The sequence below is a fragment of the uncultured Pseudophaeobacter sp. genome (assembly GCA_905479575.1).
GTDB lineage: Bacteria > Pseudomonadota > Alphaproteobacteria > Rhodobacterales > Rhodobacteraceae > Pseudophaeobacter.
In genome coordinates, this window is sequence record CAJQNB010000041.1 from 1 (window position 1) to 24,237 (window position 24,237).

Here is a 24,237-nt window from a genome sequence, read left to right on the forward strand (position 1 = left end):
TGATGAAAGCACAGCCGCGCGCGTGGCGAAACTGGCCCGGATCAAGGTCGCCCCCGAGGCGCTGCCCGCGCTGGCACAGGAATTCAACGTTATTCTGGGCTTTATCGAGCAATTGAGCGAAGTGGACGTGGACGGTGTGGAGCCGATGACGTCCGTCACGCCCCAGCGTCTGAAACGCCGCGCAGATGTGGTCAATGACGGCAACCGGCAGGCGGCTGTGCTGAAGAACGCTCCGGACGCGCGCGAGGGGTTCTTTGCCGTGCCAAAGGTGATCGAATAATGTCTGATCTGAACAAACTGGGGCTGGCCGATGCCCGTGATGCCCTGCGCGCGGGCGACACCACGTCGAAGGAACTGACCGAAGCCTGCCTGAAAGCCATCGACGGGGCAGGGGCGTTGAACGCCTTTGTGCACCGCACGCCTGAGATTGCCATGGCACAGGCCGCGGCGGCGGACGTGCGACTGAAAGAGGGCGATGCCCCTGCGATGTGCGGTTTGCCCATCGGGATCAAGGACCTGTTCTGCACCAAGGGCGTGCCGTCACAGGCGGGCAGCCGTATCTTGCAGGGTTTCTTGCCGGAGTATGAAAGCACGGTCAGCCAGAACCTGTTTAATGCAGGTGCGGTGATGCTGGGCAAGCTGAACATGGACGAATTCGCCATGGGGTCGTCGAATGAGACATCCGTTTACGGCAATGCGGTGAACCCGTGGCGGCGCGGCAATGATGCCAGTGCCTTGACGCCGGGTGGATCATCCGGTGGGTCTGCGGCGGCGGTGGCGGCTGACCTGTGTCTGACCGCAACCGGCACCGATACGGGCGGCTCCATCCGCCAGCCTGCGGCCTTTACCGGAATCGTGGGGATCAAACCGACCTACGGGCGCTGTTCGCGTTGGGGCATCGTGGCCTTTGCTTCGTCTCTGGATCAGGCCGGACCGATGACCAAATCCGTGCGCGATGCGGCCATCATGCTAGAGGCGATGTGTGGCCATGACCCCAAGGATTCGACCAGTGCCGATCTGGCCGTGCCTGATTTCGAGAAGGCGCTGACCGGCGATGTCCGGGGCAAGAAGATTGGTATCCCCCGCGAGTACCGCATGGACGGCATGCCCGAAGAGATCGAGACGCTTTGGCAGGACGGCATCGCGATGATGAAGGACGCAGGTGCCGAGATTATCGACATCTCGTTGCCGCACACCAAATATGCGCTGCCGGCTTATTATGTGATCGCACCGGCCGAGGCGTCCAGTAACCTGGCGCGCTATGACGGGGTGCGCTACGGCAACCGTGCCACGCTGGAGGCCGGCGATGGCATCACCGAGATGTATGAAAAAACCCGCGCTCAGGGCTTTGGCGACGAGGTGCAGCGCCGTGTCATGGTTGGTACCTATGTGCTGTCGGCAGGCTTTTATGACGCCTATTACAACCGGGCACGCCGGGTGCGCAGCCTGATCAAGCAAGACTTTGAAAACGTCTTTGCAGCGGGTGTGGATGCGATCCTGACTCCGGCCACACCGTCGGCCGCCTTTGGTCTGGGAGAGATGTCGGATGCGGATCCAGTTGCAATGTATCTGCTGGATGTCTTTACCGTCACAGTGAACCTTGCAGGGTTGCCGGGCATTGCTCTGCCAGCTGGGCTCGACAGCCAGGGATTGCCGCTTGGCCTGCAGCTGATTGGCCGTCCTTGGGAAGAGGGTGACCTGCTGAACACCGCCTATGCACTGGAGCAATCCACAGGATTTGTGGCAAAGCCCGGAAAATGGTGGTAAAGATCCTCTCAAAGAAGAGCAGATAAACAGGTAAAGCCTATGCGTGTCGTTGTTACACTTGTTGCCCTTGGCAGTATTCTATCCCTCGCAGCATGTAGCCCACCGGTACCAGATAGCGCAGCGGGCGTCGGCATTGATGGCGACCCCTTTGCCCCGCCGCCCGCGGCGGGGACCACCATCACTGGCGATCCTCTGGTGCCGCCGGCTCGGATTTCCAGCGAAACTCTGCCACTCGCAAATGAGCCGTTGCCCACTGCGCCACGCAGCCCTGCCAGCAGCAGTGTCGCGTCGAGCTATGGATCGGGCAGTGGCAGCACTGCGGCGGCTGATATCGCGGCAGAAACCCGGGCCGCCCTACAGGCCGCCGGAGCCAATTCCGGGCAGGCACCGGTAGAGGCAAGCCCCTCCAATCCGGCACCCGCCTTGATTGGCAATCCGGGCATTTCCGATGAAAACAATTTTGACGCGGTCGCCGCGCGTCAAACAATTGAAAGTGACGCGCAACGCTTGGCCAATCAGCGCTCGCAATACCAGCAGGTCGCGCCCACGGCCTTGCCGTCTCAGACTGGCAGCCGCGACCCAAATATCGTGCAATACGCCCTCAGCACCTCCCATCCGGTTGGGACCAAAGTCTATAGCCGTGCCGGGATCAATCTGCGCAGCCGGTCTGCACGTAATTGCGCCGGGTTCCGCTCGCCCGATCAGGCACAGATTGCCTTTCTTCAGGCGGGGGGCCCAAAGCGGGATCGTAAAGCGCTGGATCCGGATGGAGACGGCTATGCCTGCAGCTGGGATCCCAGCCCCTATCGGCTGGCAGTACGCGGCAAGTCCTGATGCCCGATCTGGGGGAGGTTTCGGTGGACGGTTCTGGCGCGGTTGGTGCGGTCCCTCCACTGCAGGCCCAGTGGTGTCCCAGCCCCAATTTTGGGGCGCGACGGGACGGGCTGCGCCCCAGTCTGGTTGTGGTGCACTATACCGCAATGCAAAGCGCTGAGGCGGCTTTGGCGCGCCTCTGTGATCCAGCGGCTGAAGTCTCCGCGCACTACCTGATTGGGGGCGATGGGCGTCTTTGGCAGATGGTGTCTGAAGACCAGCGCGCCTGGCATGCTGGGGCGGGAGAATGGTCCGGGTTGGATGACATCAATTCCCGCTCTATCGGTATTGAGCTGGACAACACCGGTACGCATCCCTTTTCTGAACCGCAGATGGCTGTGCTGGAGGGCGCGCTGGCTCAAATCCTTGCGCGTTGGTCGATTGCGCCAGAAGGGGTGATTGGTCACTCTGACATGGCACCGGGGCGCAAGGCTGACCCGGGCCCGCGCTTCGACTGGGCGCGGCTTGCGAACCTTGGATTGGCGCGGGCGGTCCCGGCAACTCTTGGAGCAAGCCTGCTTGACCCTGGCGTTGCACTGGAAGATATGCTCCGCCGCTATGCGCGCGATCTGGGATATACCGCTGCGGTTGATGATATGACGCTCTTGTCTGCCCTGCGATCCCGCTACCGGCCCTGGGCGACGGGGCCGTTGGTTGCGGAAGATCTGGCACCTTTGGCGCAATCAGAGATCTGGGTTTAAGCGATATGCGGGGCTTTGCCGCGCGCTGCGAGATAGTATTGGCCAACGCAAATCCCAAAACCTATTCATTGGACCAAAGGCCAAGAGGGGCAGAGCCCCTGTTCGCTTACCGCTTGACGCGCGTTGCCGGGGGGAATAGGCGGGCAAGGCGCAGAAGGCTGGACGGCCGCGCTGAGGGCTTGCCCTTCGCGAGGAAAGTCCGGACTCCCTAAAGCAACGGTGCCGGGTAACGCCCGGGCGGGGTGACCCGACGGATAGCGCCACAGAAACAAACCGCCACGCCGTGGCTGCCTTCGGGTGATCACTTTGGCGTGGTAAGGGTGAAACGGTGGGGTAAGAGCCCACCGCGCCGCTGGCAACAGGGGTGGCAAGGCAAGCCCCACCGGGAGCAATGCCAAATAGGGTCCCCGCGCAGGCAGGTCGGCACCAGCCGAAACCGCTGCTAGGCTTGCTTTAGCCGAGAGGGACCGGGTTGGCAGCTAGAGGTGCATAGCAATATGCATCGCAGAGGAATGGTCGTCTAAGGAGCGCAAGCTCTGGGACAAAATCCGGCTTACAGGCCTTCTGCGCATTTTCCGACACAGCAAACCTCCTAAGGGGGAGCGGCAGCACGGCGGCTGTCGCGGCCGGTTTTGGGGAACAAGAGGCAGAAAGAAGAGCTGTATGGCGAATTCCAGGGCAAAGCTGTGGGAATCCTATTGACTCGGAGGCTGTGACGGGTACAAGCCACGCTCGTATAGGAATTTACCGAGAGGCCCCTGCCTTTTCGGACGCAGGAGAAGCACCATGGCGAAGCCTACCACAATTAAGATCCGCCTGAACTCGACCGCGGGCACTGGCCACTTCTACGTGACCAAAAAGAACGCACGCACCATGACCGAGAAAATGGTTATCCGTAAGTATGACCCGGTTGTGCGCAAGCATGTTGAGTACAAAGAAGGCAAAATCAAGTAAGCCTTTCTTGTTCTTTCAAGGTATTAAGGGTCACGCAATGCGTGGCCCTTTTTCGTTTTCGACCTTATTGCGCCCTGAGGCCCCGCCATTACCTGACTGCACCTTTTGCGCGAAGGGCCTGTTGAGGCGGCGGTTGGTGCGGGTGTGTCCAGCCATCTGGCCATCTGAGGGTCGCTAAAATTCAATTGGAAACAGCTGAAAAAGCGCATCATTCTAAATTTGGTAAGGCCTGATTTTGCCCCATTCTTTGCCTAGGTAGGTGGGGTGGAATGGTGAAAATGGGTGTTGTCATGGTAAAGAGTATGTTGTTTAGCGCCGCGTTTGTGTTTGCGGTTGGTCCCGAGGCTATCCCGGTTTCGGCAAATGTTGTTCCCCTGCCCATGGAGGTCGCGGCCACTGACCTGCAGGTTGGCGGGCCGCAAACAAATCTGGACAGCGTGGCGGTGCAGCCCGTCCGAGGAAATGAACCGGTTGCCTCTGGCAGTCAGCAGCGGGTGGTGCAGGTTTTGGGGCGGTCGCTGTCTCTGTCTCTCATGCGGGCAGATCGCATGGGATTGGCGGTTCTGAGCGTGCCAAAGCGCAGTGTGATTGCCAGCCTCCCCAATCTAGAACCCGATGCCTTTCGCAGTCTTGTGGCCGTAGAATCGGGCTGTCGCCCGGTTGGGCGGGTGCAAGTGGTCGGCGGCAGAGGTGGCACACTGGCGCTGGCAACAGGGCTGTCCTGTAGTTAACAGCCCAGGCGCTTCCCTTCCCAACAGGTTTCGGCCTGCGTTCGCCCTAGGGTCGCCCTGAGGTCGACCCTGGCTCAGCGCGGCCAGCTCGTTAGGCTCGCCATTCAGCCATGGTCACGACCGGCTGCAAGCCCAGACCTTCAAACAGGCCCGCCGAGGCGCTGTTGAAGGGGGCATAGGTGGTGGCAATGGTGCTGACATCTTCGGCCTCTGCCCGCTGTTTGACCGCCGTGAGCAAGGCCTGGCCAACGCCCATGCGGCGAAACGCCTTGGCGGTGGCGATGTGATGTACCATCACGCGGGTCTCCTCAAATCGGATGGGCAGCGGCGGGCGGTGCTCGATGCCAAAGATGGTATAGCCCAACAGCGCCCCCTGGGGGCTCTCAGCGATCAGGGCGGTGATCGCGTCTTCCTGTAGCCAGCCCTGCAACCACTGCTCAAGCGCCGCGTCTGAGGGGGCTGCCGGGTAGCGGGCGGGCTGATGTTCAACATGCAGGGCATGCAGCTCTTGCAAGAGCGGGACAAGGCGGCTGGCCTGGCTGGGCGGCAGGTCTAGAATTTCCATTGGTGTTCCTAAGTCTCAATAAGGGGATGAAATAATCTGCAAAAACAAAAAGGGCGGATCCTTGTGATCCGCCCCTCGCTTTAGGTCTTGGAATGTCTGTGTCGCTTATTCGCGGTTTCCAAGCAGCTGGAGCAGCATGACGAAAAGGTTGATGAAGTCCAGATAGAGGCTCAGCGCGCCCATGATCGCGGCCTTGCCCAGCCATTCCTGATCGCCGGTATGGGCCATCTCAAGGTAGGTCGTCTTGATCTTTTGCGTGTCATAGGCGGTGAGGCCGGCAAAGATCAGCACCCCAATGACGGAAATCGCAAAGGCCATGGCGCCGGACTGCAAGAACATGTTGACGATAGAGGCAACGATCAGACCGATGAGTCCCATGATCAGGAAAGCGCCCATTGCGCTGAGGTCCTTTTTAGTGGTGTAACCCACCAGGGACAGGCCAGCAAAAGAGATCGCTGTGATCAGGAAGACCTGAATGATCGACTGACCTGTGTAGACTAGGAAGATCGAGCTGAGCGACAGGCCCATGACGGCGGCAAAAGCATAGAACAGCAGCTGCACACCGGCGGCGGGCATGCGGTTGGCGGCGGCACCAAAGCCAAAGATGAAGGCCAGCGGTGCCAGCATGATCACCCATTTCAGCGGCGACAGGTAAATCGCATTGCCAAAGCTGGTCAGGTATTTGCCCTCGGCGATCATGGCTGTGGCGTTGGCTGGGTCAGAGGTCACCGCCAGGTTGGACAGGGCCCAAGCAGCCAGAAAGGTGATAAACAGGCCTGCGGACATTGTGCCGTAGACCTTATTCATATGGGCGCGTAGCCCCGCGTCGATTTGAGCAGAGCTTACCCCTGCTGCGGATCTCATCGTATCAAACTGTGCCATGTATCATGGTCTCCGTTCCAAATTCTCCCTCGCCGAGCCGAGCCCGCGTCATAACGGACCAAGTGGCGTTCCCGCTAAATATCGGGTGTCTTGGGCAAGCGTTCAAGTCTTTGTGCAGAGAAACAGCTTAAAAACGTAAAAAGACCTGCCGCATAGATTGGGCAGGTCTTCGTGTTGGTTTGGTTTTGGGGTCACTCGCTGTTTGATCAGCTTGGAAGCGGAAAAACGGCCTGACGGCTTTTGCCAAGATAAACGGCCTGACGGTTCCAGCCAAGGTGTGTTGGATCAACGGGTTAGTCTTTCCAGCTCTCAGGGGCATCCCAGACCGAACGGCCGGCCTCTTGCAGGGCGTCGCGGCGGCTGATGCCGATATCTTCCAGGGCGCGGGCATCTAGGGCGCGCAGCGCGCGACGCTGACGCAGCAGCTCAAGGCGGGTTGTCACAAAGGACAACAGGCTCAAGCGGGCGGGTGCCTTTGTACCTGGCAGTGCTTGGGCTGAGTGGTGGGCGTTTACGCTATAGGTCATCTTTCTTGTCCTTTCGTTAGAATTTGATATGTTTCTGGGTCTGCATCATTTCTGTTGATGTATATGCGCGCTTATGATCTATTTTGAAAACGAATGTTTTTGATGAAACACATCAGAGGTTGTGATGGCGCGTAATTTGGATATCACCACGCTGCGGTCTTTTGTTGCCGTGGCAGACTATGGCGGCGTAACGCGGGCGGCGGGGTTTTTGCATCTGACCCAGTCGGCGGTCTCGATGCAGCTCAAGCGGTTGGAAGAGCTTCTGGGCCTGGCGCTGCTGGATCGCTCGGGACGGACCATCGCCTTGACGCCCTCAGGGGAACAGCTGTTGGGCTATGCCCGGCGTATGGTTGCGCTGAATGATGAGGTCATAGGGCGTTTGACGGACCAGGCCTATGAAGGCGAGGTGGTGTTGGGGGTGCCCCACGATGTGGTCTACCCGGTCATTCCCCAGGTGTTACAGCGCTTCAATGCCAGCTTTCCACGGGTGAATGTCAATCTGGTGACATCTAATACCCGCGATTTGAAGGCTGGCTTTGCCAAGGGGACGTATGATCTGATTCTGACCACCGAAAGCGGTGCCAGCGAGGGCGGCGAAACCATCCACGAGATGCCCCTGCGCTGGGTTGGCGCCCCTAATGGCTCTGCCTGGCGGCAAAAGCCGCTGCGGCTGGGGTTTTGTCGCGCCTGCATCTTTCGTCCGGTGGCCACGGCTAAACTGGATGAGGCGGGGGTCGAATGGGATATGGCGGTCGACAGCGAATCTGATCGCACAGTAGAGGCCACGATCAGCGCCGATCTGGCGGTTGGCGTCTTGCTGGAGGGGACAATCCCCGCCCATCAAGAGGCGATCGACCACGGGGGGCTGCTGCCAGAGCTGCCGATCCAGCATATCAACCTTTATGGGGCGGCGAGTGTCAGGGCCAGCTATGTTGGGGATCTTGCCCTGGTCATCCGCCAGGGCTACGCTGCCCTACGCCCGGTTCAGTTGCGCTCTGCAGGCTAAAGCTAGGCCGCCAAAGCGCCTGCAAGCCTACATATCGGCAACAGCGGGGCAGCGCAGCAGGGCGCTGTCCGGTCTGCCCCATTTTGCGCTTCTGCCTGTGCCCGTCCCAGAGCTTCCGCGTCTTTCCCTTGGTAGGGCCGCGGGTCCTGGCTGGGATTTCAGCGGCCAGGTCGGCCAGGTCAGTCTGGGTGGTCAGGGGGTGATCACCACTTTACCAGTCGAGGCGCGGTTGCGCAGCAGTTCCATGCCCTCTGCGACCTGCGCCAGCGGCAAAACATGGCTGATATGAGGGGAGATGCGCCCGGCGCTGTGCCAGTCCATCAAGGTCGACAGCGAGCGCTGGATGACTTCTGGATGGGACTTCATATAGCCACCAATGTAAAACCCGATCACCGTGAGGTTCTTGACCAGCAGATGGTTTGCCGGGATTTGCGGCACCTCGCCACTGGCAAAACCAATGGGCAACAACCGGCCTCCGGGGTTGGTGGCACGAAAAGCAGCCTTCCAGACCTCTCCGCCCACCGCATCATAAACCACATCCGCACCGCCCAGGGATTTTACCTGGCTGCGCAGGTCCGAACTGGCGTCAATCAGGTGATCCGCACCCGCGGCCCGCGCCACTTCCAGTTTTCCCGCTCCGCGTGCATGGGCAATAACACGGGCGCCCATCAGTTTGCCGATTTCCACCGCCGTCAATCCAACGCCACCCGCAGCACCAGTGACCAAAAGAGTCTCTCCTGGCTGCAGGCGCGCGCAATGGTCCAGCGCCACGTGACTGGTGCCATAGGCGATCTGCAAGGCTGCGGCATCCTCAAACCCCATATCATCGGGGATGGGGATAACACGGGCTGCATCAAAGACGCCTTCCTGCGCCAACCCCCCCTGGCCACCAAACACTGCTACCCGGTCACCAGGGGCCAGATTTGTCACCGCTGATCCACAGTCCATCACCTCCCCGGCGGCCTCTAGGCCCGGAGTGAAGGGCAGGGCGGGGGTGTCTTGGTATGTGCCTTTTTGCAAAAGCAAATCCGCAAAGTTGAGACCGCAGGCGCGGATCCTGATCTTGACCTCATGTGCCGCAGGAGTGGGGCTGGCGATCTCTTCCAGAAGGGGAGGAGTGCTAAAACTGTTGATGCGATAGGCCAGCATGATTTTTGTCCGTCTTTCTTCCTGTGTGCAGGTGATTCGCTGTTGAACGAACCGAACTGTGCCAATTTATGCACCTCGCTATTTATGGGGAGGCGCAAATACCTATCCCAAAGTATATATGACCCCACCAAAATGATAGGTAAAATCATACATTTGCCTCATTGTAGGTGCACGGGTGAAGTGTCAGGCTTGAATTCAACTGCGAAGGTCTTACTGTTGGGGCTGAGGTTGAGCTCTGATCGTGATGGTTGAGTATGTCACTGGTGCCGGGTGTTTTGAACACCTGCGTTGCTGCTGAAATATGATCCCATATCCGGGCAGGGATTTTTTGTTTAACTAGGAGATAGCGAATGGCTCATCCTGTAGATGTTCATGTTGGCAAACGTATTCGACACCGCCGGTGGCTTATTGGGAAAACCCAACAACAGCTGGCCGAACAGGTTGGTATCAAGTTCCAGCAGATCCAGAAGTATGAAACCGGTGCAAACCGCGTCAGCGCTTCGCGGCTCTGGGACATATCGGATGCGATGGATGTTCCTGTCAGCTTTTTCTTTGAAGGGCTTGATGAAGAGGGCAAGGCCGGCGGAAAATCCGCAGTGCCTGACGATCTGATGGGCGATAAAGAGGCTCTGGATCTGGTGCGCTCTTACTATGCAATTCCAGAAAACCAGCGTCGGCGCTTGTTTGAACTGGCCCGCGTCCTGAGTGACGTCGCTTAATCGTCCCGGCCTGATGCGTTTTGCATGAAGCAGCCCGGTGGCTGCAAGACCCAAGGCCGTTGCATATTTTGCTTGAACCGGCGTCACGAGAGTGGCACCGGTTTTTGCATGACTGATTTGGCCTAACTGGTTGGGCATGGCTGCTTTGCCGGGCTGTTCTGAGGCCGGAGTATTTCAGATAAAAATGTTTCAGGTGGATAGATGACACAGACAGCTTTGAGCGACATGCAGGTTGCGCACCAATTGGCCGATGCCGCTGGTAAGGTGATCTTGCCGTATTTTCGCAGCGGCGATCTGGGTGCGGAGAACAAGCTGAGCGAAGGATTTGATCCGGTTACAATCGCGGATCGGGCGGCAGAACAGGCAATGCGGGCCCTGCTGGCCGAGCTGCGGCCACAGGATGGTATCCTGGGCGAAGAGTTTCCGGCCAAGGCTGGCACGTCGGGGCGCACCTGGGTGCTGGATCCAATTGATGGCACACGCGGCTTTATCAGCGGCACACCGACCTGGGGGGTATTGATCGCCTTGTCGCAAGATGCGGGACCCATTCTGGGGGTGATTGATCAGCCCTATACCGCTGAGCGCTTCTCTGGCAGTGCAGACCTGGCCGAAATGACCGGGCCATTGGGACGCAGGCCGTTAAAAACTCGCTCCATACAGGATCTGAGTGAAGCCATTTTGTTCACCACCTTTCCAGAGGTTGGCAGCCCTGAAGAGCGCGCAGGTTTTGAACGTGTGGCGCAGCAGGTCAAGCTGACCCGCTATGGCATGGATTGCTATGCCTATGCGCTGCTGGCTGCCGGTCAGGTTGATCTGGTGATCGAGGCGGGGCTCAACGCTTATGATATTCAGGCCCCCATTGCGGTGATCGAGGCGGCGGGAGGGCGCGTCACCGATTGGCAGGGCGGGCCGGTCCACGCAGGCGGGCGGGCGTTGGCCGCCGCGACGCCGGAATTGCACGCGGCGGCCCTTCAGCGCCTGAACTGGCAGGGCTAAGCTGGTAGGGAGAGGGTGGCGCAGTTGGGGCTCTGCCCCCGCGGCCCTGAGGCCGCTCCCCCGAGATATTTGGGGAAAGATGAAACCTAGAGGGGCTAGGTGCGTCGGTTTTCAGTCTTGAGGATTAGGCTGGGTCTGGGGTAGCTTTGGCTCAGGTCGAGTCCTTTGCCCGTTCTCTGTCGGCCTTGTTGCAACTCCATGAACCGAGTCGGGCCTTTATGGAGTATGCTAAATGGGCGAGATCCTCATTCAAAATGCCGATACCATCCTGACCATGGATGATGATGAGCGGGTAGTGCACAGGGCAGATGTGTTGATCCGCGACGGTGAAATTGCTGCCGTGGGGCAGGGGCTTGCCACGTCTGAGCGGGGAGGCGCGGCGCAGGTGGTTCGCGGTGAAGGCTGCGTGGTGACGCCGGGATTGGTCAATACCCACCATCATCTCTATCAGAACCTGACACGGGCGGTGCCTGGGGCTCAGGATGCTTTGCTCTTTGGCTGGCTGCAGCGGCTTTATCCGATCTGGAGCAGGTTTGGCCCGGAGGAGATGTTTGTCTCGGCTCAGTTGGGGTTGGTTGAACTGGCCCTGTCCGGCTGCACGCTGAGCTCGGATCATCTGTATCTCTATCCCAATGGCGCCCGGCTGGAGGATACCATCCATGCTGCTGCTGAGGTGGGGCTGCGGTTTCATCCGACCCGGGGTGCCATGAGCATTGGCGAAAGCAAGGGCGGCTTGCCGCCGGATCATCTGGTGGAGGCAGAGGCGGCCATTCTGAACGATATGATCCGGGTGGTGGATGGGTTTCACGATGCGGGTGAAGGCGCGATGTGTCGGGTGGGGCTGGCGCCGTGTTCGCCCTTTTCGGTGAGCCGGGAGCTGATGCGCGACACGGCTGTATTGGCCCGCGACAAAGGCGTGATGTTGCATACGCATCTGGCTGAAAACGATGAAGATATCGCCTATAGCGAGGCGCAGTTTGGCTGTCGTCCCGGCCAATATGCCGAGGATCTGGGCTGGACCGGGCCGGACGTGTGGCATGCCCATTGTGTCAAGCTGAACCCGGCTGAGATTGATCTCTTTGCCCGCAGCCGCACCGGGGTGGCCCATTGCCCCTGTTCCAATTGCCGCCTGGGATCGGGCATCGCGCCGGTGCGCCAGATGCGGGATGCGGGGGTGCCGGTGGGGCTGGGGGTTGATGGATCTGCCAGCAACGATATGGCCAACTTGATGGGGGAGGCGCGCCAGACACTGTTGTTGCAGCGTGTGGCCCAGGGGGCTGACGCCATGAGCCCCTATGAGGCGCTGCAGATTGCCACCCGTGGTGGTGCCGATGTATTGGGGCGCTCGGATTGCGGGCGGCTTGCGCCGGGGAAGCGTGCTGATGTGGCGATCTGGGATGTCTCGGGCGTGGCCTCCAGTGGCAGCTGGGATCCGGCGGCGCTGTTGTTGGCGGGGCCTTCGCAGGTCAAACACCTTTTTGTGGAGGGCCGCCAGGTGATCAACAATGGCGAGGTAACGACGCTGGATCTGCCGCGCTTGTTGGAGCGTCATCACCGTTTGGCGCAGGCTTTGATGTTGGCGGGATGATATGAAACCCCTTTCTAAATCTGTGATCAGCCTGGCGCTTTGCCTGAGCATGGGCACTGGGGCTGCGCTTGCCAAAGATGTTGATCGCCAGGCGGCATTGCGTGGTCTGAATGATCTGCGTGCCCAGCAGGGCCTGGCACCGTTGGGCTGGTCGCCCAGGCTGGAACAGGCGGCCCTGGGGCATGCAACGGACATGCGGCGGCGCGGCTTCTTTTCACATCAGGGCAGCTCCGGCAGCCGCGTCGGAGACCGGGTGCGCAAGCACGGATATGGTTGGTGTGTGGTTGCTGAAAACATTGCCAAGGGCCAGCCAAGCCTGCCCAGTGCCATGAACAGTTGGCGGCAGTCTCCAGCCCACCGCAGGAATATGCTGCACCGGGACGTGAGCGAGTTTGCGGTGGTGCGCGCAGAGGGCAACATCTGGGTGATGGTCTTGGCACGCCCGGGATGCTGAGAGGTAGGGGGCTGGGAGGGAGGCCCCCGCCATTTCATCCAGATGCCTGCGTGGTTACTGGCGCACGCCGTTGATCCAGACCTCGGCAATGGCGCGGTCGTCCCCCATCATCAGCGTTGGGAACACCGCCTCCCAGAGATCGCCAGCACGGGCGCTGCGCTGGGCAATGGCGGGGGTGGAGGCGAGGTCCAGAACCACCAGATCGGCCTCCAGCCCAGGGGCGATATTGCCAATCTTTTCTTCCATGCGCAAAGCGGTGGCTGACCCTTGGGTGGCCAGCCAGATCAGCTCTGCGGCATGGAGTGGGCGGCCCCGCAATTGGCCGATCTCATAGGCGGCGGCCATGGTGCGCAGCATCGAAAAGCTGGAGCCACCGCCAGTATCTGTGGCCAGACCAATGCGCTGGCCCTCTGTCATCAAGCCATCCATGTCAAACAGGCCAGAGCCGATAAAGGTGTTGGAGGTCGGGCAATGCACCAATGCAGAGCCATATTCGCGCAGCCGGTGGCGCTCTCGCTCTTCCAGGTGGATGGCATGGCCATAGAGCCCACGGGCGCCGAGCAGGCCGAATTCTTCATAGGTATCCAGATAGTCCCGCGCCTGGGGGAACAGGGATTTGACCCACTCGATTTCATCAAGCTGTTCGCTCAGGTGGGTTTGCATCAGGCATTCGGGGTGTTCGCCCCAGAGCGCCCCCATGGCCTCTAGCTGCTCCGGCGTGGAGGTGGGGGAGAACCGCGGCGTGATGGCATATTCCAGCCGGTCCACCCCGTGCCAGCGCTGGATCAGCGCCTTGCTGTCGTCATAGGCGGACTGGGCGGTGTCGCGCAGCTCTGTGGGGGCGTTGCGATCCATGCAGGTCTTGCCGGTGACCACCCTTTGGCCACGGGCCTGTGCCGCACTGAAGAAGGCATCGACGCTTTCGGGGTGGATGGTGGCAAAGCTGCAGACTGTGGTGGTGCCATTGGCCTGGGTCAGATCCAGATAGCGGTCTGCGATCTCGCGGGCATAGGCCGCGTCGCCAAAGCGCATTTCCTCGGGAAAGGTATAGCTGTTCAGCCAGTCGATCAGCCGTTTGCCCCAGCTGGCGATAATGGCGGTCTGCGGGTAATGCACGTGGGCATCGACAAAGCCGGCCAGGATCAGCCTGGCCCCGTGGTCGATCACCTCGGCCTGTGGTTGCAGGGCCAACATGTCTCCAAATGTGCCACAGCCGACAACCCGGCCCTGTGCCAGCGCCACGGCGGCGCTGATCTGCACTGCCTCCTCTGGCGTTGCCATCGCAAAGGGGGAGGCGGTAAAGGACAGCACATGTCCGCGCAGGATAAATTCGCTCTGCATTTTGGGGCGTCCTTTTCTTGCCAAATCGCAGCCCGCAGGATACGCGCGCTCACAGTTCCGGTAAATTATCGTATTGTCATTGTTTTCTGGTAACTGCTTCTAGTAATTTGCAACCAATCTTAGCAAAGGGCAGCACATGAGCACAGGCAACGATACCCTCGGCAGTGATCAGCCCAAAGACGAAGGGTATGATCTCGACAGGCGACTCGTTGCAGGTATCCTGTTTGCAGTTGACCGCGATGACAAGGCAGCGCTTACCACGCTGATGGAGGATCTGCACGCGGCGGATATCGCCGACCTTCTGGAGCAGATCAACAGCTATGACCGGACCCGGCTGATCCGGCTTTTTGGTCGCGAATTTGACGGCGAGATCCTGTCGGAACTGGATGAAAGCATCCGAGAAGAGGTGATTGCCACGCTGAACCCAACGGTTCTGGCGGATGCGGTGCGCGAGCTGGAAACCGATGATGTTGTGGATCTGGTCGAAGACCTGGAAGAGCCACAGCAAGAGGCCATTCTGGAGGCGCTGGAGGATTCCGACCGGGTCGCGGTTGAGCAATCGCTGAGCTACCCGGAAAATTCCGCTGGCCGCCTGATGCAGCGCGAAGTGGTGATGGCGCCCGAACATTGGAACGTCGGCCAGGCCATCGATTATATGCGCGAATCCGAGGACCTGCCGGAACAGTTCTACCACATGGTACTGGTGGACCCGCGACTGCGCCCCATCGGCAATGTGACCCTTGGCCGGATCATGGGCACCAAACGCGAAGTGCCACTCACGGATCTGCTGGAAGAGACCTTTCAGGTCATTCCCGCCGATCAGGATGAGGAAGACGTGGCCTATGCCTTTAACCAGTACCACTTGATCTCTGCGCCCGTCGTGGACGGTGACGGGCGTCTGGCCGGGGTGATCACCATTGATGACGCCATGGCGGTGCTGGATGAAGAACACGAAGAAGACATCCTGCGTCTGGCGGGTGTTGGCGATGAAAGCTCGCTGGCGGACCGGGTGATCGAAACCACCAAACGGCGGTTCCCGTGGTTGGCGGTCAATCTGGTGACTGCAGTGCTGGCTTCGCTGGTGATTGCCCAGTTCGAGGCCACCATTGCCCAGTTTGTCGCTCTGGCGGTGTTGATGCCGATCGTGGCCTCAATGGGGGGCAATGCGGGGACACAGTCGCTGACCGTGGCGGTGCGGGCGATGGCGACCCGCGATTTGACCGGCTCCAACGTCTGGCGGGTGATCCGGCGCGAAGTGCTGGTGGGGCTGGTCAACGGGGTGATCTTTGCCGTTGTCATGGGCGTGGTTGGCGTTATCTGGTTTGGCTCACCGAGCTTGGGCGGGGTGCTAGCTGCCGCAATGGTGATCAATCTTGTCGTCGCGGGGCTGGCAGGCACCGTGATCCCGGTTCTACTAGAGAAAATGGGCGTTGACCCGGCCCTGGCTTCTGGTGCCTTTGTAACAACCGTGACGGATGTGGTTGGGTTCTTTGCCTTCCTGGGGCTGGCGGCCTGGGTGCTTTTGTAGCCCAGGGTTTTGCAGGTCCTGATTTTTACGCAGGCGAGCAACTTTCAAGAGGAGAGCGTGATGAGCGACCTGACCGAGATAAAGGCGGCAGCCCGCAAGGCTGCTTTTGCGCGGCGCAAGGCCGCTTTTGACCTCAAAATTCCAGGTGCGGCCGGGCATCTCTCCGAAGTGCTGGCGGGATATCGCGGCGTGCCGCTGTCTGGATTTCTGCCCATCCGCACCGAAATCGACCCGCTGCCCGCCATGGCAGAGGCCGCAGCCCATGGGCCGGTTGGGGTGCCGGTGATCCAGGGACAGGGGCTGCCGCTGAAATTCAGCCGCTGGCAGCCGGATTGTGCCCTGCGCGATGGTCCCTTTGGCGCAGCCGTGCCAGAAGTCGACGACTTTTTTGAACCGGAAATCCTGATCGTGCCGCTGGTGGCGTTTGATGCCCGGGGCGGGCGTCTGGGCTATGGTGGTGGCTTTTATGACCGCACGCTGGAGCTGTTGCGCGGCAAACGCGCCACATTGGCCATTGGGTTTGCCTTTGACGCCCAGGAAGCGGCAGAGCTGCCCCTGGAAGAGACCGACCAACCCCTGGATATGGTGGTGACAGAAAGCCGCGTTGTGCAGTTTTAGCCTCCCCATTTGTGGCTTTGGGCCCAAGCACATGGAATTTGGCCCGGCGAGAATGCCGCAGGAGAGTCAAAAATCCGTGGGTAACATGCTCCGGGCTCTTGTCCTGCCAGGCTGGGCGGCCTAGGACAGCCCAATGCGAATTTTGTTTCTAGGCGATGTGATGGGCCGCGCCGGGCGCCGCGCTATCACCGAAAACCTGCCGCGGCTGCGTCAGGAATGGCGGCTCGACTTTGTCGTGGTCAATGGGGAAAACGCGTCCAACGGTATGGGGCTGAGCGGGGCACATGCCAAGCTGTTGCTGGATGCCGGCGCGGACTGTCTGACCCTGGGCGATCACGCCTTTGATCAAAAAGACATGCTGCAATACATTGAAAAAGAGCCGCGTATCATCCGGCCTTTGAATTTTGCCAAAGGCGCGCCGGGGCGGGGACACCGCCTGTTCGATGCCACTGGCGGGCGCAAGGTGCTGGTGACACAGGCGCTGGGCCAAGTGTTTATGAAACGGGCCTTTGATGATCCCTTTGGTGCGGTTGAGGCCGTGCTCAAGGCGCATCCGCGCGGAGGTCTGGCTCAGGCTGTGATTGTTGACATGCACTGCGAAGCCACCTCCGAGAAGATGGCCATGGGGCATTTCTGCAACGGCCGGGCCTCGCTGGTTGTAGGCACCCATACCCATGTGCCAACAGGCGATGCGCAGATCCTGTCCAATGGCACAGGCTACCTGACTGATGCGGGCATGTGCGGCGATTATAACTCGGTGATTGGTATGGAAAAAACCGAGCCCCTGCGCCGGTTCCTGACCGGGATGCCCAAAAGCCGCTTTACGCCGGCCGAAGGTGAGGCAACCCTGTCGGGGGCGTTGATCGTGACGGATGATCGCACCGGCGAAGCCAAGGAGATCCATATGGTGCGCAATGGTGGTTTGTTGCAACCCTCCGGCCCGCAGGATTGAACCTGCGGCGTTTGGCTTTGAGGAAGAAATTCTCTCACCGTACCGTTTTTGTTGCATAAAATCCTTTTGTGCCGCGATTGCATCGCTGTTGCGGCATGAAACCATTGCTCCGCCAATTGCGATGAGAGAAACTCGCTGGTGGCAGAGTTTGGCGCCGATGTGTCGGCTCAGCCAGGGCAATTGGGGACAATCGATAAAATGGATCTGATCAGTTTTTCCCAGAACGGCAGCGCTTTGCTGTCCCTGGCCATCGTTGGGCTGATGTTTGTCGCCTTCCTGCGCGAGATTTATCCAACTGAAGTGGTTGCGATGACCGGGGTGTCGTTGATGCTGGTCACCGGGGTTCTCCCTTATGACCGCGCCATTGCGGTGTTGTCCAACCCCGCACCCTGGACCATTGCGGCGATGTTCATCATCATGGGGGCCTTGGTGCGCACCGGGGCGCTGGATGCCTTTACCGCCCGGGCCCGCAAACAGGCGGAAATCAGCCCCAAACGCGCCATTGCCTTGTTGATGGTCTTTGTGGTCGCGGCCTCTGCCGTGGTTTCGAACACCCCTGTGGTGGTGGTGATGATCCCGGTCTTTGTGCAGATTGCCCGTACCCTGGGGGTGACGGCGTCAAAAATGCTTATCCCGCTGAGCTATGCCGCCATCCTTGGTGGTACGCTGACCCTGATTGGCACCTCCACCAACCTGTTGGTTGACGGTGTGGCCCGGGCCCAAGGGTTGGAGCCTTTCTCTATCTTTGAGGTCACGCCTTTGGGCATCGTTCTGGTGATTTGGGGGATGATCTATCTGCGTTATATCTCGCCCCGTCTGCTGCCGGATCGTGACAGCATGGCTATGTTGCTCAGTGATCGCTCGAAAATGAAGTTCTTCACCGAGGCGGTTATCCCCCCCGAAAGCAACCTGATTGGCCGCGAAGTCACTGGGGTGCAGTTGTTCAAACGCCCCGGCGTGCGATTGATTGACCTGGTGCGCGGCGACGTCTCGCTGCGGCGCAGCCTCAAAGGTGTCGAGCTGCAGGTGGGTGACCGGGTGGTGCTGCGCACACAGATGACAGAACTGCTGAGCCTGCAGGCCAATAAGGAACTAAAGCGGGTGGATCAGGTTTCGGCAGTTGAGACCAAGACCGTAGAGGTGCTGGTGACGCCGGGCTGTCGTCTGGTGGGGCGCTCTCTGGGGGCCATGCGTCTGCGGCGGCGCTATGGTGTCTATGTTCTGGCGGTGCACCGACGCAATCAGAACATTGGCGTCCAGCTGGATGATCTGGTGGTTCGGGTTGGTGACACGCTGCTGCTGGAAGGCACTCCGGGTGATATTCAACGATTGGCAGCCGACATGGATATGGCGGATGTCTCGCAGCCGACCCAGCGGGCCTACCGGCGCAGCCACGCGCCTTTGGCGATTGTTGGCCTGTTATCGATCGTCGGGCTGGCGGCACTTGGGGTGGCGCCGATCCTGTTGCTGTCTATTGTGGTTGTGGCCCTGGTGTTGGTCACCCGCTGCATCGATGCGGATGAAGCCTTTTCTTTTGTCGATGGGCGCCTTCTGGCGTTGATCTTTTCCATGTTGGCCATTGGCGCTGCCCTAGAAAGCTCGGGCGCGGTCAGCCTGATTGCTGAGGCAATAGCCCCGGCGTTGACAGGTTTGCCGCCCTTTGTGCTGGTCTGGGCGATCTATCTGCTGACCTCGGTACTGACCGAGCTGGTGTCCAACAATGCTGTTGCGGTGGTGGTGACGCCTATTGCGGTTGGGTTGGCGCAGGCCATTGGCGTTGACCCGCGCCCACTGGTGGTGGCGGTGATGGTGGCGGCCTCGGCCTCGTTTGCCACGCCCATCGGTTATCAGACAAATATGCTGGTCTATGGTCCAGGTGGCTATAAATTCACCGATTTCCTGCGGGTTGGCATTCCACTTAATCTCAGTATTGGGCTGTTGGCCTCGGCGCTGATCCCTTACCTCTGGCCCCTGTGAGCCGAGCCTGAAAGGCCGCTAAGGCCCAGCTTGAGAGCGGATGGCTGAGGCAGGATGTTGCCGAAAATCTGCGGCAAAAAGTGAAATTTGTAATCTTCGCCCTATATTAGATGGATAGATATTTTTGACGAGGGCGTATTGATGAGTTTTAGACGTGGATTTTTGGTTTTCTTGTTCGTTGCTGCATCCGGGATCGCACTGCTGTCCCAGGCTATGACATGACTGGGTCATGACATGCTTGGGCCCGGACACACCTTGGCCATGGCATTCCGCAGGCATGGCGTAACCCCAGCGCTTTGTGCGCGCCAATCTGCGCTGTCACAGGCGGCGCAGGAGCACAAGACTGCAGACGGCGCGATTGCACAGCTGAAATGTAGCGGTGTTTTCGTTCCTCGCAGGCTTCAGGCAATCAAATCAGATCGTCCAGCCTGGCGACCAGAGAACAGGCAACCGCCGAGAAAAGTCCCCTCCAGCGCGTTGTAGCCGTGATAGCCCCCGCCGCCAAACCCTGCTGCTTCGCCGACTGCAAACAGCCCCGGCACCGCCGCCCCGTCGGCGCCGACCATCTGGCTGTCCAGATTTGTCTGCAGCCCGCCCAGGGTCTTGCGGGTGAGGATGTTCAGCCGAACGGCAATCAACGGACCATTCTTGCGCTCCAGTATGCGATGCGGTTTTGCGGTGCGGATCAGCCGATCGCCACGATAGTTGCGGGCGGCATTGATGGCAATCACCTGGGCATCTTTGGCAAACGGATTGTCTACCTGGGCGTCGCGGGCCTCGATCTGGCGGCGCAGATGGGTTTCTTCCAGCGGCACCTCGGCGATCCGGTTCATGCCCTCGACCAGTTCTGCCAGTGTATCGGCGACAACAAAATCCTGCCCGTGTTTCTTAAAGGCTTCCACCGGGGCGGGGGCACTGCCGCGCGACATCAGGCGGGCGCGGATCACCTCCAGCCATTTGCCTGAGGTGAGGTCGGGGTTCTGTTCCGATCCTGACAGGGCAAATTCCTTTTCGATGATCTTTTGGCTCAGCACGAACCAGCTGTAATCATAGCCGGTTTTCAGGATCTCTTTCAGGGTCGCCAGGGTGTCAAAGCCGGGCAGGCAGGGCGCCTGCAATCTGTTTCCAAGCGCATCGAACCACATCGACGACGGTCCTGGCAGGATGCGAATGCCATGGTTGGGCCAGATTGGATCCCAGTTGCGCAGGCCTTCGGTATAGTGCCACATGCGGTCGCCATTGATCACATGTCCGCCTGCGGCCTCGGCAATGGGGATCATCCGCCCATCCACATGGAAGGGCACACCCGCCACCATGTTTTCTGGCGGCGCGCCCAGCCGGTCACGAGGCCAGTTTTTGCGCACCAGGTCCAAATTGCCACCAATGCCGCCTGAGGCCACGATGACCGAGGGCGCGTAGACCTCGAATTCGCCGATTTCCTTGCGGTTTGTCTTAGCGCCTTGTGGGGCGGAATCTGCGGCCAGTACCTCGCCAGAGACACCTTTGACCTCTCCTGCCTGCACGATGATATGGCTCACCTGATGGCGAAACCGGCAGATCACGCGCCCGGCAGCGACATGGGCCTGCAGCCGGGTGGCAAAAGGCGCCACAACGCCGGGGCCTGTGCCCCAGGTGACGTGAAAGCGGGGAACCGAATTACCATGGCCTTCGGCGCCGCTGCCGCCGCGTTCCGCCCAGCCAACGATGGGAAACCAGCGCATGCCCATCTCATGCAGCCAGGGGCGCATTTCACTGGCGGCAAAATCCAGATAGGCGCGGGCCCATTGCTTTGGCCAGTCGTCCTCGGCGCGGTCAAACTGAGCACTGCCCAGCCAGTCCCGCCGGGCCAGGTCGTGGCTGTCGGTGATGCCCATGCGCCGCTGTTCCGGCGTGTCGATCATGAACAGCCCGCCAAGGCTCCAATGGGCCTGTCCGCCCAGAAACTGCGCCGGCTCCTGGTCCAGCAGGATCACCCGCTTGCCGCGATCGCCCAGTTCGCAGGCGGCCACAAGCCCAGCAATGCCGGCTCCAACAATGATCACATCTGCATGGGTATCTATACTGTCGCTCATCTGCCCCTCCCGCTTCGGTTTTGTTCAGCCTATGCGCAGCCCGTGATTCAGGGCAATTCTTTAGGGGCTGTGCCGTGAGGTCAGCATCACACCTGCCGGCCGCCTCACAGGTTAGGTTCGGTCTCCATTGGCCGGGGGGGGCTACATTGGCCAAAAGACCAGGATTGACGGGATCGAAACGGCGATCACCAGGATCTCCAGCGGCAGCCCCATGCGCCAGTAGTCACCAAACTGATAGCCACCGGGGCCCAGGACCAGGGTGTTGTTCTTATGCCCGATCGGGGTGAGAAAGGCCGCAGAGGCGGCCACGGCGACCGCCATCAAAAACGGATCGGGAGACACCCCCATTGCATTGGCCATCTGGATGCCAACGGGGGCAGCAACAATGGCGGTGGCGGTATTGTTCAACACATCAGACAGGGTCATGGTGACCACCATCAGAACCGTCAGCACCATCCAGGAGGGCAGGCCCGCGGTAAGGTCGATCAGCCCATTGGCAATCAAGGCGGTGCCGCCGGAAGCATCCAGGGCGGCGCCAAGGGGAATCATCGACCCCAATAAAACGACCACCGGCCATTCCACGTGATCATAGATTTCCGCAACCGGCAGCACCTTGATCAGCACATAGCCAACCACCACCAGCCCCAGTGCGACCGGCAGGTAGACCAGTCCCAGCGAGGCGGCGAGCACGGCCAAGGCAAACATCCCGATTGCCGCCCAGGTCTTGTCATCGGCGGTCACAGCCAGACCGCGCTGAGCCAAAGGCAGGCAGCCCAACCATTCGGTCACATCGGCGCCGCGATCCCGGGGGCAGAGCAGCAGCAGGATATCGCCGGCCTCGATTTCTGTCTGACGGATATGTTTGGTCAGGCGTCGCCCCTGCCGCGACAGGCCCAGCAAAACGGCGCTTTGCCGCCAGGCCAGCCCCAGCGCCTGGGCCGAGCGGCCATTGATGCGGGAGGTTTCCGGCACCACCACCTCAATGACTTCCAGCCCTTCACCGGCGGCGGTGAGCTTTTCCTGGCGCGCGGCGTCAGAAAAATTCAGCGACAGCGAGGTGCGAAACTCGTCCAGCGCCTCGGGTCTGGCTTCGATCACCAGGGTATCGCCAGCCTGCAGAACCGATCCGGCGGAGCGGCCATAGCGGCGCTTGCCATCGCGGATCAATCCCAGAATGGCGACATCCGCCTGTTCGGCGTCTTTGTCGAGCATGCCAAGCCGTTTGCCGATCAGCTTTGATTCATCAGGTATTGTGAGTTCTGCCATGTAATCAGCCAATTGCGCCTCGGTATTGCCCGCGCCAGTTTCGCGCTGGGGGATCAGGCGCCAACCAATCAGGGCGACAAAGGCAAGCCCGGCAAGGGCTGCAATGCCGCCCACCGGCGCAAAATCAAACATGCCAAAGGGTTCGCCCATGGTCTCCTGTCGGATCGCGGCGATGATGATATTTGGCGGCGTGCCGATCAGCGTCGCCATGCCGCCCAGGATGGTGGCAAAGGACAGCGGCATCAGGCTCAACCCCGGTGCGCGTCCGGCCTTGCGGGCGGTCTGTATATCCACCGGCATCAGCAGCGCCAGCGCCGCGACATTGTTCATAAAGGCCGAAAGCACCGCACCGATGCCGCCCATCAGCCCGATATGGCTGCCAAGCGTGCGCGAGCTGTCCACCAGGGTTCGGGTGATCAAAAAGACCGCCCCCGAGCGCACCAGCCCGGCCGAGACGATCAGCACCAGCGCCACCACCAGCGTCGCCGGATGGCCAAAGCCGGAAAAGGCCTCCTTGGTGGGGACCAGGCCCAGCACCACAGCGATCATCAGCGCTGAGAAAGCGACGATGTCGTAGCGAAAGCGTCCCCAGAGGAACATGCCAAAGACGGCGGCGAAAATGGCAAACAATGCGGTCTGTTCAAATGTCATGGCGCCACTCTAGCCATTGGCGCAACAGGGGCAAGGCGACACTGGCGTTGTTGCCGGATATTGCCCCGGATTCTGCTTGCCTGTCAGCAGTGCTTGAAAGCTGCCCCTGCCACAGGCTATATGAGCGCCAATTCAAGCATGCACGACACAAAGGATCTACCATGGCAGGCCATTCAAAATGGGCAAACATCCAGCATCGCAAGGGCCGTCAGGACGCTGTGCGGTCGAAACTGTTTTCCAAACTGGCCAAGGAGATCACCGTGGCCGCCAAGATGGGCGACCCTGATGTCGATAAGAACCCCCGTCTGCGTATGGCTGTCAAAGAGGCCAAAAGCCAGTCGGTGCCCAAGGATGTGATCGAACGTGCGATCAAAAAGGCGATTGGCGGCGACGCTGAAAACTATGATGAGATCCGCTATGAGGGCTATGGCCCCAGCGGTGTCGCCGTCATCGTCGAAACCATGACTGACAACAAAAACCGCACCGCCTCCACTGTGCGCTCGACCTTCTCTAAGAACGGCGGCAACCTGGGCGAGACGGGGTCGGTTGGCTTTATGTTCGATCGCAAAGGCGAAGTGACCTACAAGGCGGAGGTTGGCGATGCCGACACGGTGATGATGGCCGCGATCGAGGCGGGCGCCGAAGACGTGGAATCCACTGAGGATGGCCACACGATCTATTGCGAAGACAGCGAGCTCAACGATGTGTCCAATGCGCTGGAAAAAGAGCTGGGCGAATCTGAGAGCACCAAGCTGGTGTGGAAACCGACCACCACCACCGAGCTGGACCTTGAAGGCATGCAAAAGCTGATGAAGCTGGTGGATGCGCTGGAAGACGACGATGATGTGCAGCGCGTCACCACCAATTTTGAAGCCTCTGACGAGGTGATGGAGCAGCTCTGATCTGCTCTGCCTTATTGG

Annotated in this window: 23 protein-coding genes and 1 other RNA gene; 17 read left to right on the forward strand and 7 right to left on the reverse strand. The window is 60.1% G+C overall.

Annotated elements, in window-relative coordinates:
• From gatC to QZ268_RS12100, 7 genes are all read left to right on the forward strand, one after another.
• Positions 1–280 (forward strand): Asp-tRNA(Asn)/Glu-tRNA(Gln) amidotransferase subunit GatC (gatC, locus tag QZ268_RS12070; protein WP_295452826.1); only part of this gene is annotated, 280 nt, incomplete at its 5' end.
• Positions 280–1,767 (forward strand): Asp-tRNA(Asn)/Glu-tRNA(Gln) amidotransferase subunit GatA, encoded by a 1,488-nt coding sequence (gene gatA / locus QZ268_RS12075; RefSeq protein ID WP_295452829.1) that lies wholly within the window; start codon positions 280–282, stop codon positions 1,765–1,767. The genes gatC and gatA, both read left to right, overlap by 1 nt.
• Positions 1,768–1,806: 39 nt before the next feature.
• The gene (locus QZ268_RS12080) at positions 1,807–2,601 is read left to right on the forward strand and encodes a hypothetical protein (protein WP_295452831.1); all 795 of its coding nucleotides are present in this window, start codon (positions 1,807–1,809) and stop codon (positions 2,599–2,601) included.
• Complete coding sequence (locus QZ268_RS12085) at positions 2,601–3,341, forward strand: N-acetylmuramoyl-L-alanine amidase (RefSeq protein ID WP_295452834.1); 741 nt, start codon at positions 2,601–2,603, stop codon at positions 3,339–3,341. Before QZ268_RS12080 ends, QZ268_RS12085 begins: the two co-directional genes overlap by 1 nt.
• A 150-nt stretch (positions 3,342–3,491) precedes the next feature.
• Positions 3,492–3,913: RNase P RNA component class A (gene rnpB, locus QZ268_RS12090), an RNA gene on the forward strand.
• Between the two features lie 214 nt (positions 3,914–4,127).
• Complete coding sequence (gene rpmG / locus QZ268_RS12095) at positions 4,128–4,295, forward strand: 50S ribosomal protein L33 (RefSeq protein WP_008206879.1); 168 nt, start codon at positions 4,128–4,130, stop codon at positions 4,293–4,295.
• A gap of 290 nt (positions 4,296–4,585) precedes the next feature.
• The gene (locus QZ268_RS12100) at positions 4,586–5,026 is read left to right on the forward strand and encodes a hypothetical protein (protein WP_295452840.1); all 441 of its coding nucleotides are present in this window, start codon (positions 4,586–4,588) and stop codon (positions 5,024–5,026) included.
• Between the two features lie 91 nt (positions 5,027–5,117).
• Here the strand turns inward: QZ268_RS12100 and QZ268_RS12105 are convergent, their stop codons facing one another.
• The 3 genes from QZ268_RS12105 to QZ268_RS12115 all read right to left on the reverse strand — a co-directional run bounded on the left by QZ268_RS12105 (position 5,118) and on the right by QZ268_RS12115 (position 7,000).
• Positions 5,118–5,591, reverse strand: a complete 474-nt coding sequence (locus QZ268_RS12105) for a GNAT family N-acetyltransferase (protein WP_295452842.1) — start codon at positions 5,589–5,591, stop codon at positions 5,118–5,120.
• Between the two features lie 105 nt (positions 5,592–5,696).
• Positions 5,697–6,473, reverse strand: a complete 777-nt coding sequence (locus QZ268_RS12110; RefSeq protein WP_295452845.1) for a Bax inhibitor-1/YccA family protein — start codon at positions 6,471–6,473, stop codon at positions 5,697–5,699.
• 293 nt (positions 6,474–6,766) lie between these two features.
• Positions 6,767–7,000 (reverse strand): DUF1127 domain-containing protein, encoded by a 234-nt coding sequence (locus tag QZ268_RS12115; protein ID WP_295452848.1) that lies wholly within the window; start codon positions 6,998–7,000, stop codon positions 6,767–6,769.
• Between the two features lie 124 nt (positions 7,001–7,124).
• Here QZ268_RS12115 and QZ268_RS12120 point away from each other — a divergent pair, with 124 nt between their 5' ends.
• On the forward strand, positions 7,125–8,006 hold the full coding sequence (locus QZ268_RS12120) for a LysR family transcriptional regulator (protein ID WP_295452850.1): 882 nt from the start codon (positions 7,125–7,127) through the stop codon (positions 8,004–8,006).
• A gap of 192 nt (positions 8,007–8,198) precedes the next feature.
• Here the strand turns inward: QZ268_RS12120 and QZ268_RS12125 are convergent, their stop codons facing one another.
• Positions 8,199–9,155: an NADPH:quinone oxidoreductase family protein gene (locus tag QZ268_RS12125; RefSeq protein WP_295452853.1), complete on the reverse strand. Its 957-nt coding sequence runs from the start codon at positions 9,153–9,155 to the stop codon at positions 8,199–8,201.
• A 350-nt stretch (positions 9,156–9,505) separates the two neighbouring features.
• On the opposite strand from QZ268_RS12125, the gene QZ268_RS12130 reads away from it, so the two are divergent.
• The 4 genes from QZ268_RS12130 (at position 9,506) to QZ268_RS12145 (ending at position 12,912) form a co-directional block, all read left to right on the forward strand.
• Positions 9,506–9,874, forward strand: a complete 369-nt coding sequence (locus QZ268_RS12130) for a helix-turn-helix transcriptional regulator (RefSeq protein WP_295452856.1) — start codon at positions 9,506–9,508, stop codon at positions 9,872–9,874.
• Positions 9,875–10,075: 201 nt separating this feature from the next.
• On the forward strand, positions 10,076–10,870 hold the full coding sequence (gene hisN / locus QZ268_RS12135; RefSeq protein WP_295452859.1) for a histidinol-phosphatase: 795 nt from the start codon (positions 10,076–10,078) through the stop codon (positions 10,868–10,870).
• A 232-nt stretch (positions 10,871–11,102) separates the two neighbouring features.
• Complete coding sequence (locus QZ268_RS12140; RefSeq protein WP_295452862.1) at positions 11,103–12,458, forward strand: 8-oxoguanine deaminase; 1,356 nt, start codon at positions 11,103–11,105, stop codon at positions 12,456–12,458.
• A gap of 1 nt (position 12,459) precedes the next feature.
• Entirely contained in the window at positions 12,460–12,912 is a 453-nt protein-coding gene (locus tag QZ268_RS12145) for a CAP domain-containing protein (protein ID WP_295452865.1), read from the forward strand.
• 54 nt (positions 12,913–12,966) lie between these two features.
• Here QZ268_RS12145 and guaD read toward each other — a convergent pair whose 3' ends face one another.
• A complete protein-coding gene (gene guaD, locus QZ268_RS12150) occupies positions 12,967–14,253 on the reverse strand; it encodes a guanine deaminase (protein ID WP_295452868.1) in 1,287 nt (428 codons plus the stop codon).
• Between the two features lie 136 nt (positions 14,254–14,389).
• Here guaD and mgtE point away from each other — a divergent pair, with 136 nt between their 5' ends.
• The 4 genes from mgtE (at position 14,390) to QZ268_RS12170 (ending at position 19,328) form a co-directional block, all read left to right on the forward strand.
• Positions 14,390–15,781 carry a magnesium transporter gene (gene mgtE / locus QZ268_RS12155; protein ID WP_295452870.1) on the forward strand — a complete coding sequence of 464 codons (1,392 nt, stop codon included), beginning with the start codon at positions 14,390–14,392 and terminating at the stop codon, positions 15,779–15,781.
• Between the two features lie 60 nt (positions 15,782–15,841).
• Positions 15,842–16,399: a 5-formyltetrahydrofolate cyclo-ligase gene (locus QZ268_RS12160; RefSeq protein ID WP_295452872.1), complete on the forward strand. Its 558-nt coding sequence runs from the start codon at positions 15,842–15,844 to the stop codon at positions 16,397–16,399.
• A gap of 133 nt (positions 16,400–16,532) precedes the next feature.
• Entirely contained in the window at positions 16,533–17,351 is an 819-nt protein-coding gene (locus QZ268_RS12165) for a TIGR00282 family metallophosphoesterase (protein WP_295452874.1), read from the forward strand.
• A gap of 198 nt (positions 17,352–17,549) precedes the next feature.
• Positions 17,550–19,328, forward strand: coding sequence for an SLC13 family permease (locus QZ268_RS12170; RefSeq protein ID WP_295452877.1), 1,779 nt, complete (start codon positions 17,550–17,552; stop codon positions 19,326–19,328).
• Positions 19,329–19,729: 401 nt separating this feature from the next.
• Here QZ268_RS12170 and QZ268_RS12175 read toward each other — a convergent pair whose 3' ends face one another.
• Both QZ268_RS12175 and QZ268_RS12180 read right to left on the reverse strand, forming a co-directional pair.
• Complete coding sequence (locus QZ268_RS12175) at positions 19,730–21,400, reverse strand: FAD-binding dehydrogenase (protein WP_295452879.1); 1,671 nt, start codon at positions 21,398–21,400, stop codon at positions 19,730–19,732.
• 141 nt (positions 21,401–21,541) lie between these two features.
• Entirely contained in the window at positions 21,542–23,317 is a 1,776-nt protein-coding gene (locus QZ268_RS12180) for an SLC13 family permease (RefSeq protein WP_295452882.1), read from the reverse strand.
• A gap of 161 nt (positions 23,318–23,478) precedes the next feature.
• On the opposite strand from QZ268_RS12180, the gene QZ268_RS12185 reads away from it, so the two are divergent.
• Complete coding sequence (locus QZ268_RS12185; RefSeq protein ID WP_295452884.1) at positions 23,479–24,219, forward strand: YebC/PmpR family DNA-binding transcriptional regulator; 741 nt, start codon at positions 23,479–23,481, stop codon at positions 24,217–24,219.
• Positions 24,220–24,237: the final 18 nt, after the last annotated feature.

Excerpts from the sequence above, each read along its gene's own strand:
- QZ268_RS12080 (WP_295452831.1), top strand. The coding sequence starts at position 1,807 with ATGCGTGTCGTTGTTACACTTGTTGCCCTTGGCAGTATTCTATCCCTC.
- QZ268_RS12170 (WP_295452877.1), top strand. The coding sequence starts at position 17,550 with ATGGATCTGATCAGTTTTTCCCAGAACGGCAGCGCTTTGCTGTCCCTG.
- QZ268_RS12180 (WP_295452882.1), bottom strand. The coding sequence starts at position 23,317 with ATGACATTTGAACAGACCGCATTGTTTGCCATTTTCGCCGCCGTCTTT.
- guaD (WP_295452868.1), bottom strand. The coding sequence starts at position 14,253 with ATGCAGAGCGAATTTATCCTGCGCGGACATGTGCTGTCCTTTACCGCC.
- mgtE (WP_295452870.1), top strand. The coding sequence starts at position 14,390 with ATGAGCACAGGCAACGATACCCTCGGCAGTGATCAGCCCAAAGACGAA.
- QZ268_RS12125 (WP_295452853.1), bottom strand. The coding sequence starts at position 9,155 with ATGCTGGCCTATCGCATCAACAGTTTTAGCACTCCTCCCCTTCTGGAA.
- QZ268_RS12140 (WP_295452862.1), top strand. The coding sequence starts at position 11,103 with ATGGGCGAGATCCTCATTCAAAATGCCGATACCATCCTGACCATGGAT.
- QZ268_RS12100 (WP_295452840.1), top strand. The coding sequence starts at position 4,586 with ATGGTAAAGAGTATGTTGTTTAGCGCCGCGTTTGTGTTTGCGGTTGGT.
- hisN (WP_295452859.1), top strand. The coding sequence starts at position 10,076 with ATGACACAGACAGCTTTGAGCGACATGCAGGTTGCGCACCAATTGGCC.
- QZ268_RS12165 (WP_295452874.1), top strand. The coding sequence starts at position 16,533 with ATGCGAATTTTGTTTCTAGGCGATGTGATGGGCCGCGCCGGGCGCCGC.
- QZ268_RS12110 (WP_295452845.1), bottom strand. The coding sequence starts at position 6,473 with ATGGCACAGTTTGATACGATGAGATCCGCAGCAGGGGTAAGCTCTGCT.
- QZ268_RS12130 (WP_295452856.1), top strand. The coding sequence starts at position 9,506 with ATGGCTCATCCTGTAGATGTTCATGTTGGCAAACGTATTCGACACCGC.
- QZ268_RS12175 (WP_295452879.1), bottom strand. The coding sequence starts at position 21,400 with ATGAGCGACAGTATAGATACCCATGCAGATGTGATCATTGTTGGAGCC.
- QZ268_RS12105 (WP_295452842.1), bottom strand. The coding sequence starts at position 5,591 with ATGGAAATTCTAGACCTGCCGCCCAGCCAGGCCAGCCGCCTTGTCCCG.
- QZ268_RS12185 (WP_295452884.1), top strand. The coding sequence starts at position 23,479 with ATGGCAGGCCATTCAAAATGGGCAAACATCCAGCATCGCAAGGGCCGT.
- QZ268_RS12085 (WP_295452834.1), top strand. The coding sequence starts at position 2,601 with ATGCCCGATCTGGGGGAGGTTTCGGTGGACGGTTCTGGCGCGGTTGGT.
- QZ268_RS12145 (WP_295452865.1), top strand. The coding sequence starts at position 12,460 with ATGAAACCCCTTTCTAAATCTGTGATCAGCCTGGCGCTTTGCCTGAGC.
- QZ268_RS12160 (WP_295452872.1), top strand. The coding sequence starts at position 15,842 with ATGAGCGACCTGACCGAGATAAAGGCGGCAGCCCGCAAGGCTGCTTTT.
- QZ268_RS12115 (WP_295452848.1), bottom strand. The coding sequence starts at position 7,000 with ATGACCTATAGCGTAAACGCCCACCACTCAGCCCAAGCACTGCCAGGT.
- rpmG (WP_008206879.1), top strand. The coding sequence starts at position 4,128 with ATGGCGAAGCCTACCACAATTAAGATCCGCCTGAACTCGACCGCGGGC.
- gatA (WP_295452829.1), top strand. The coding sequence starts at position 280 with ATGTCTGATCTGAACAAACTGGGGCTGGCCGATGCCCGTGATGCCCTG.
- QZ268_RS12120 (WP_295452850.1), top strand. The coding sequence starts at position 7,125 with ATGGCGCGTAATTTGGATATCACCACGCTGCGGTCTTTTGTTGCCGTG.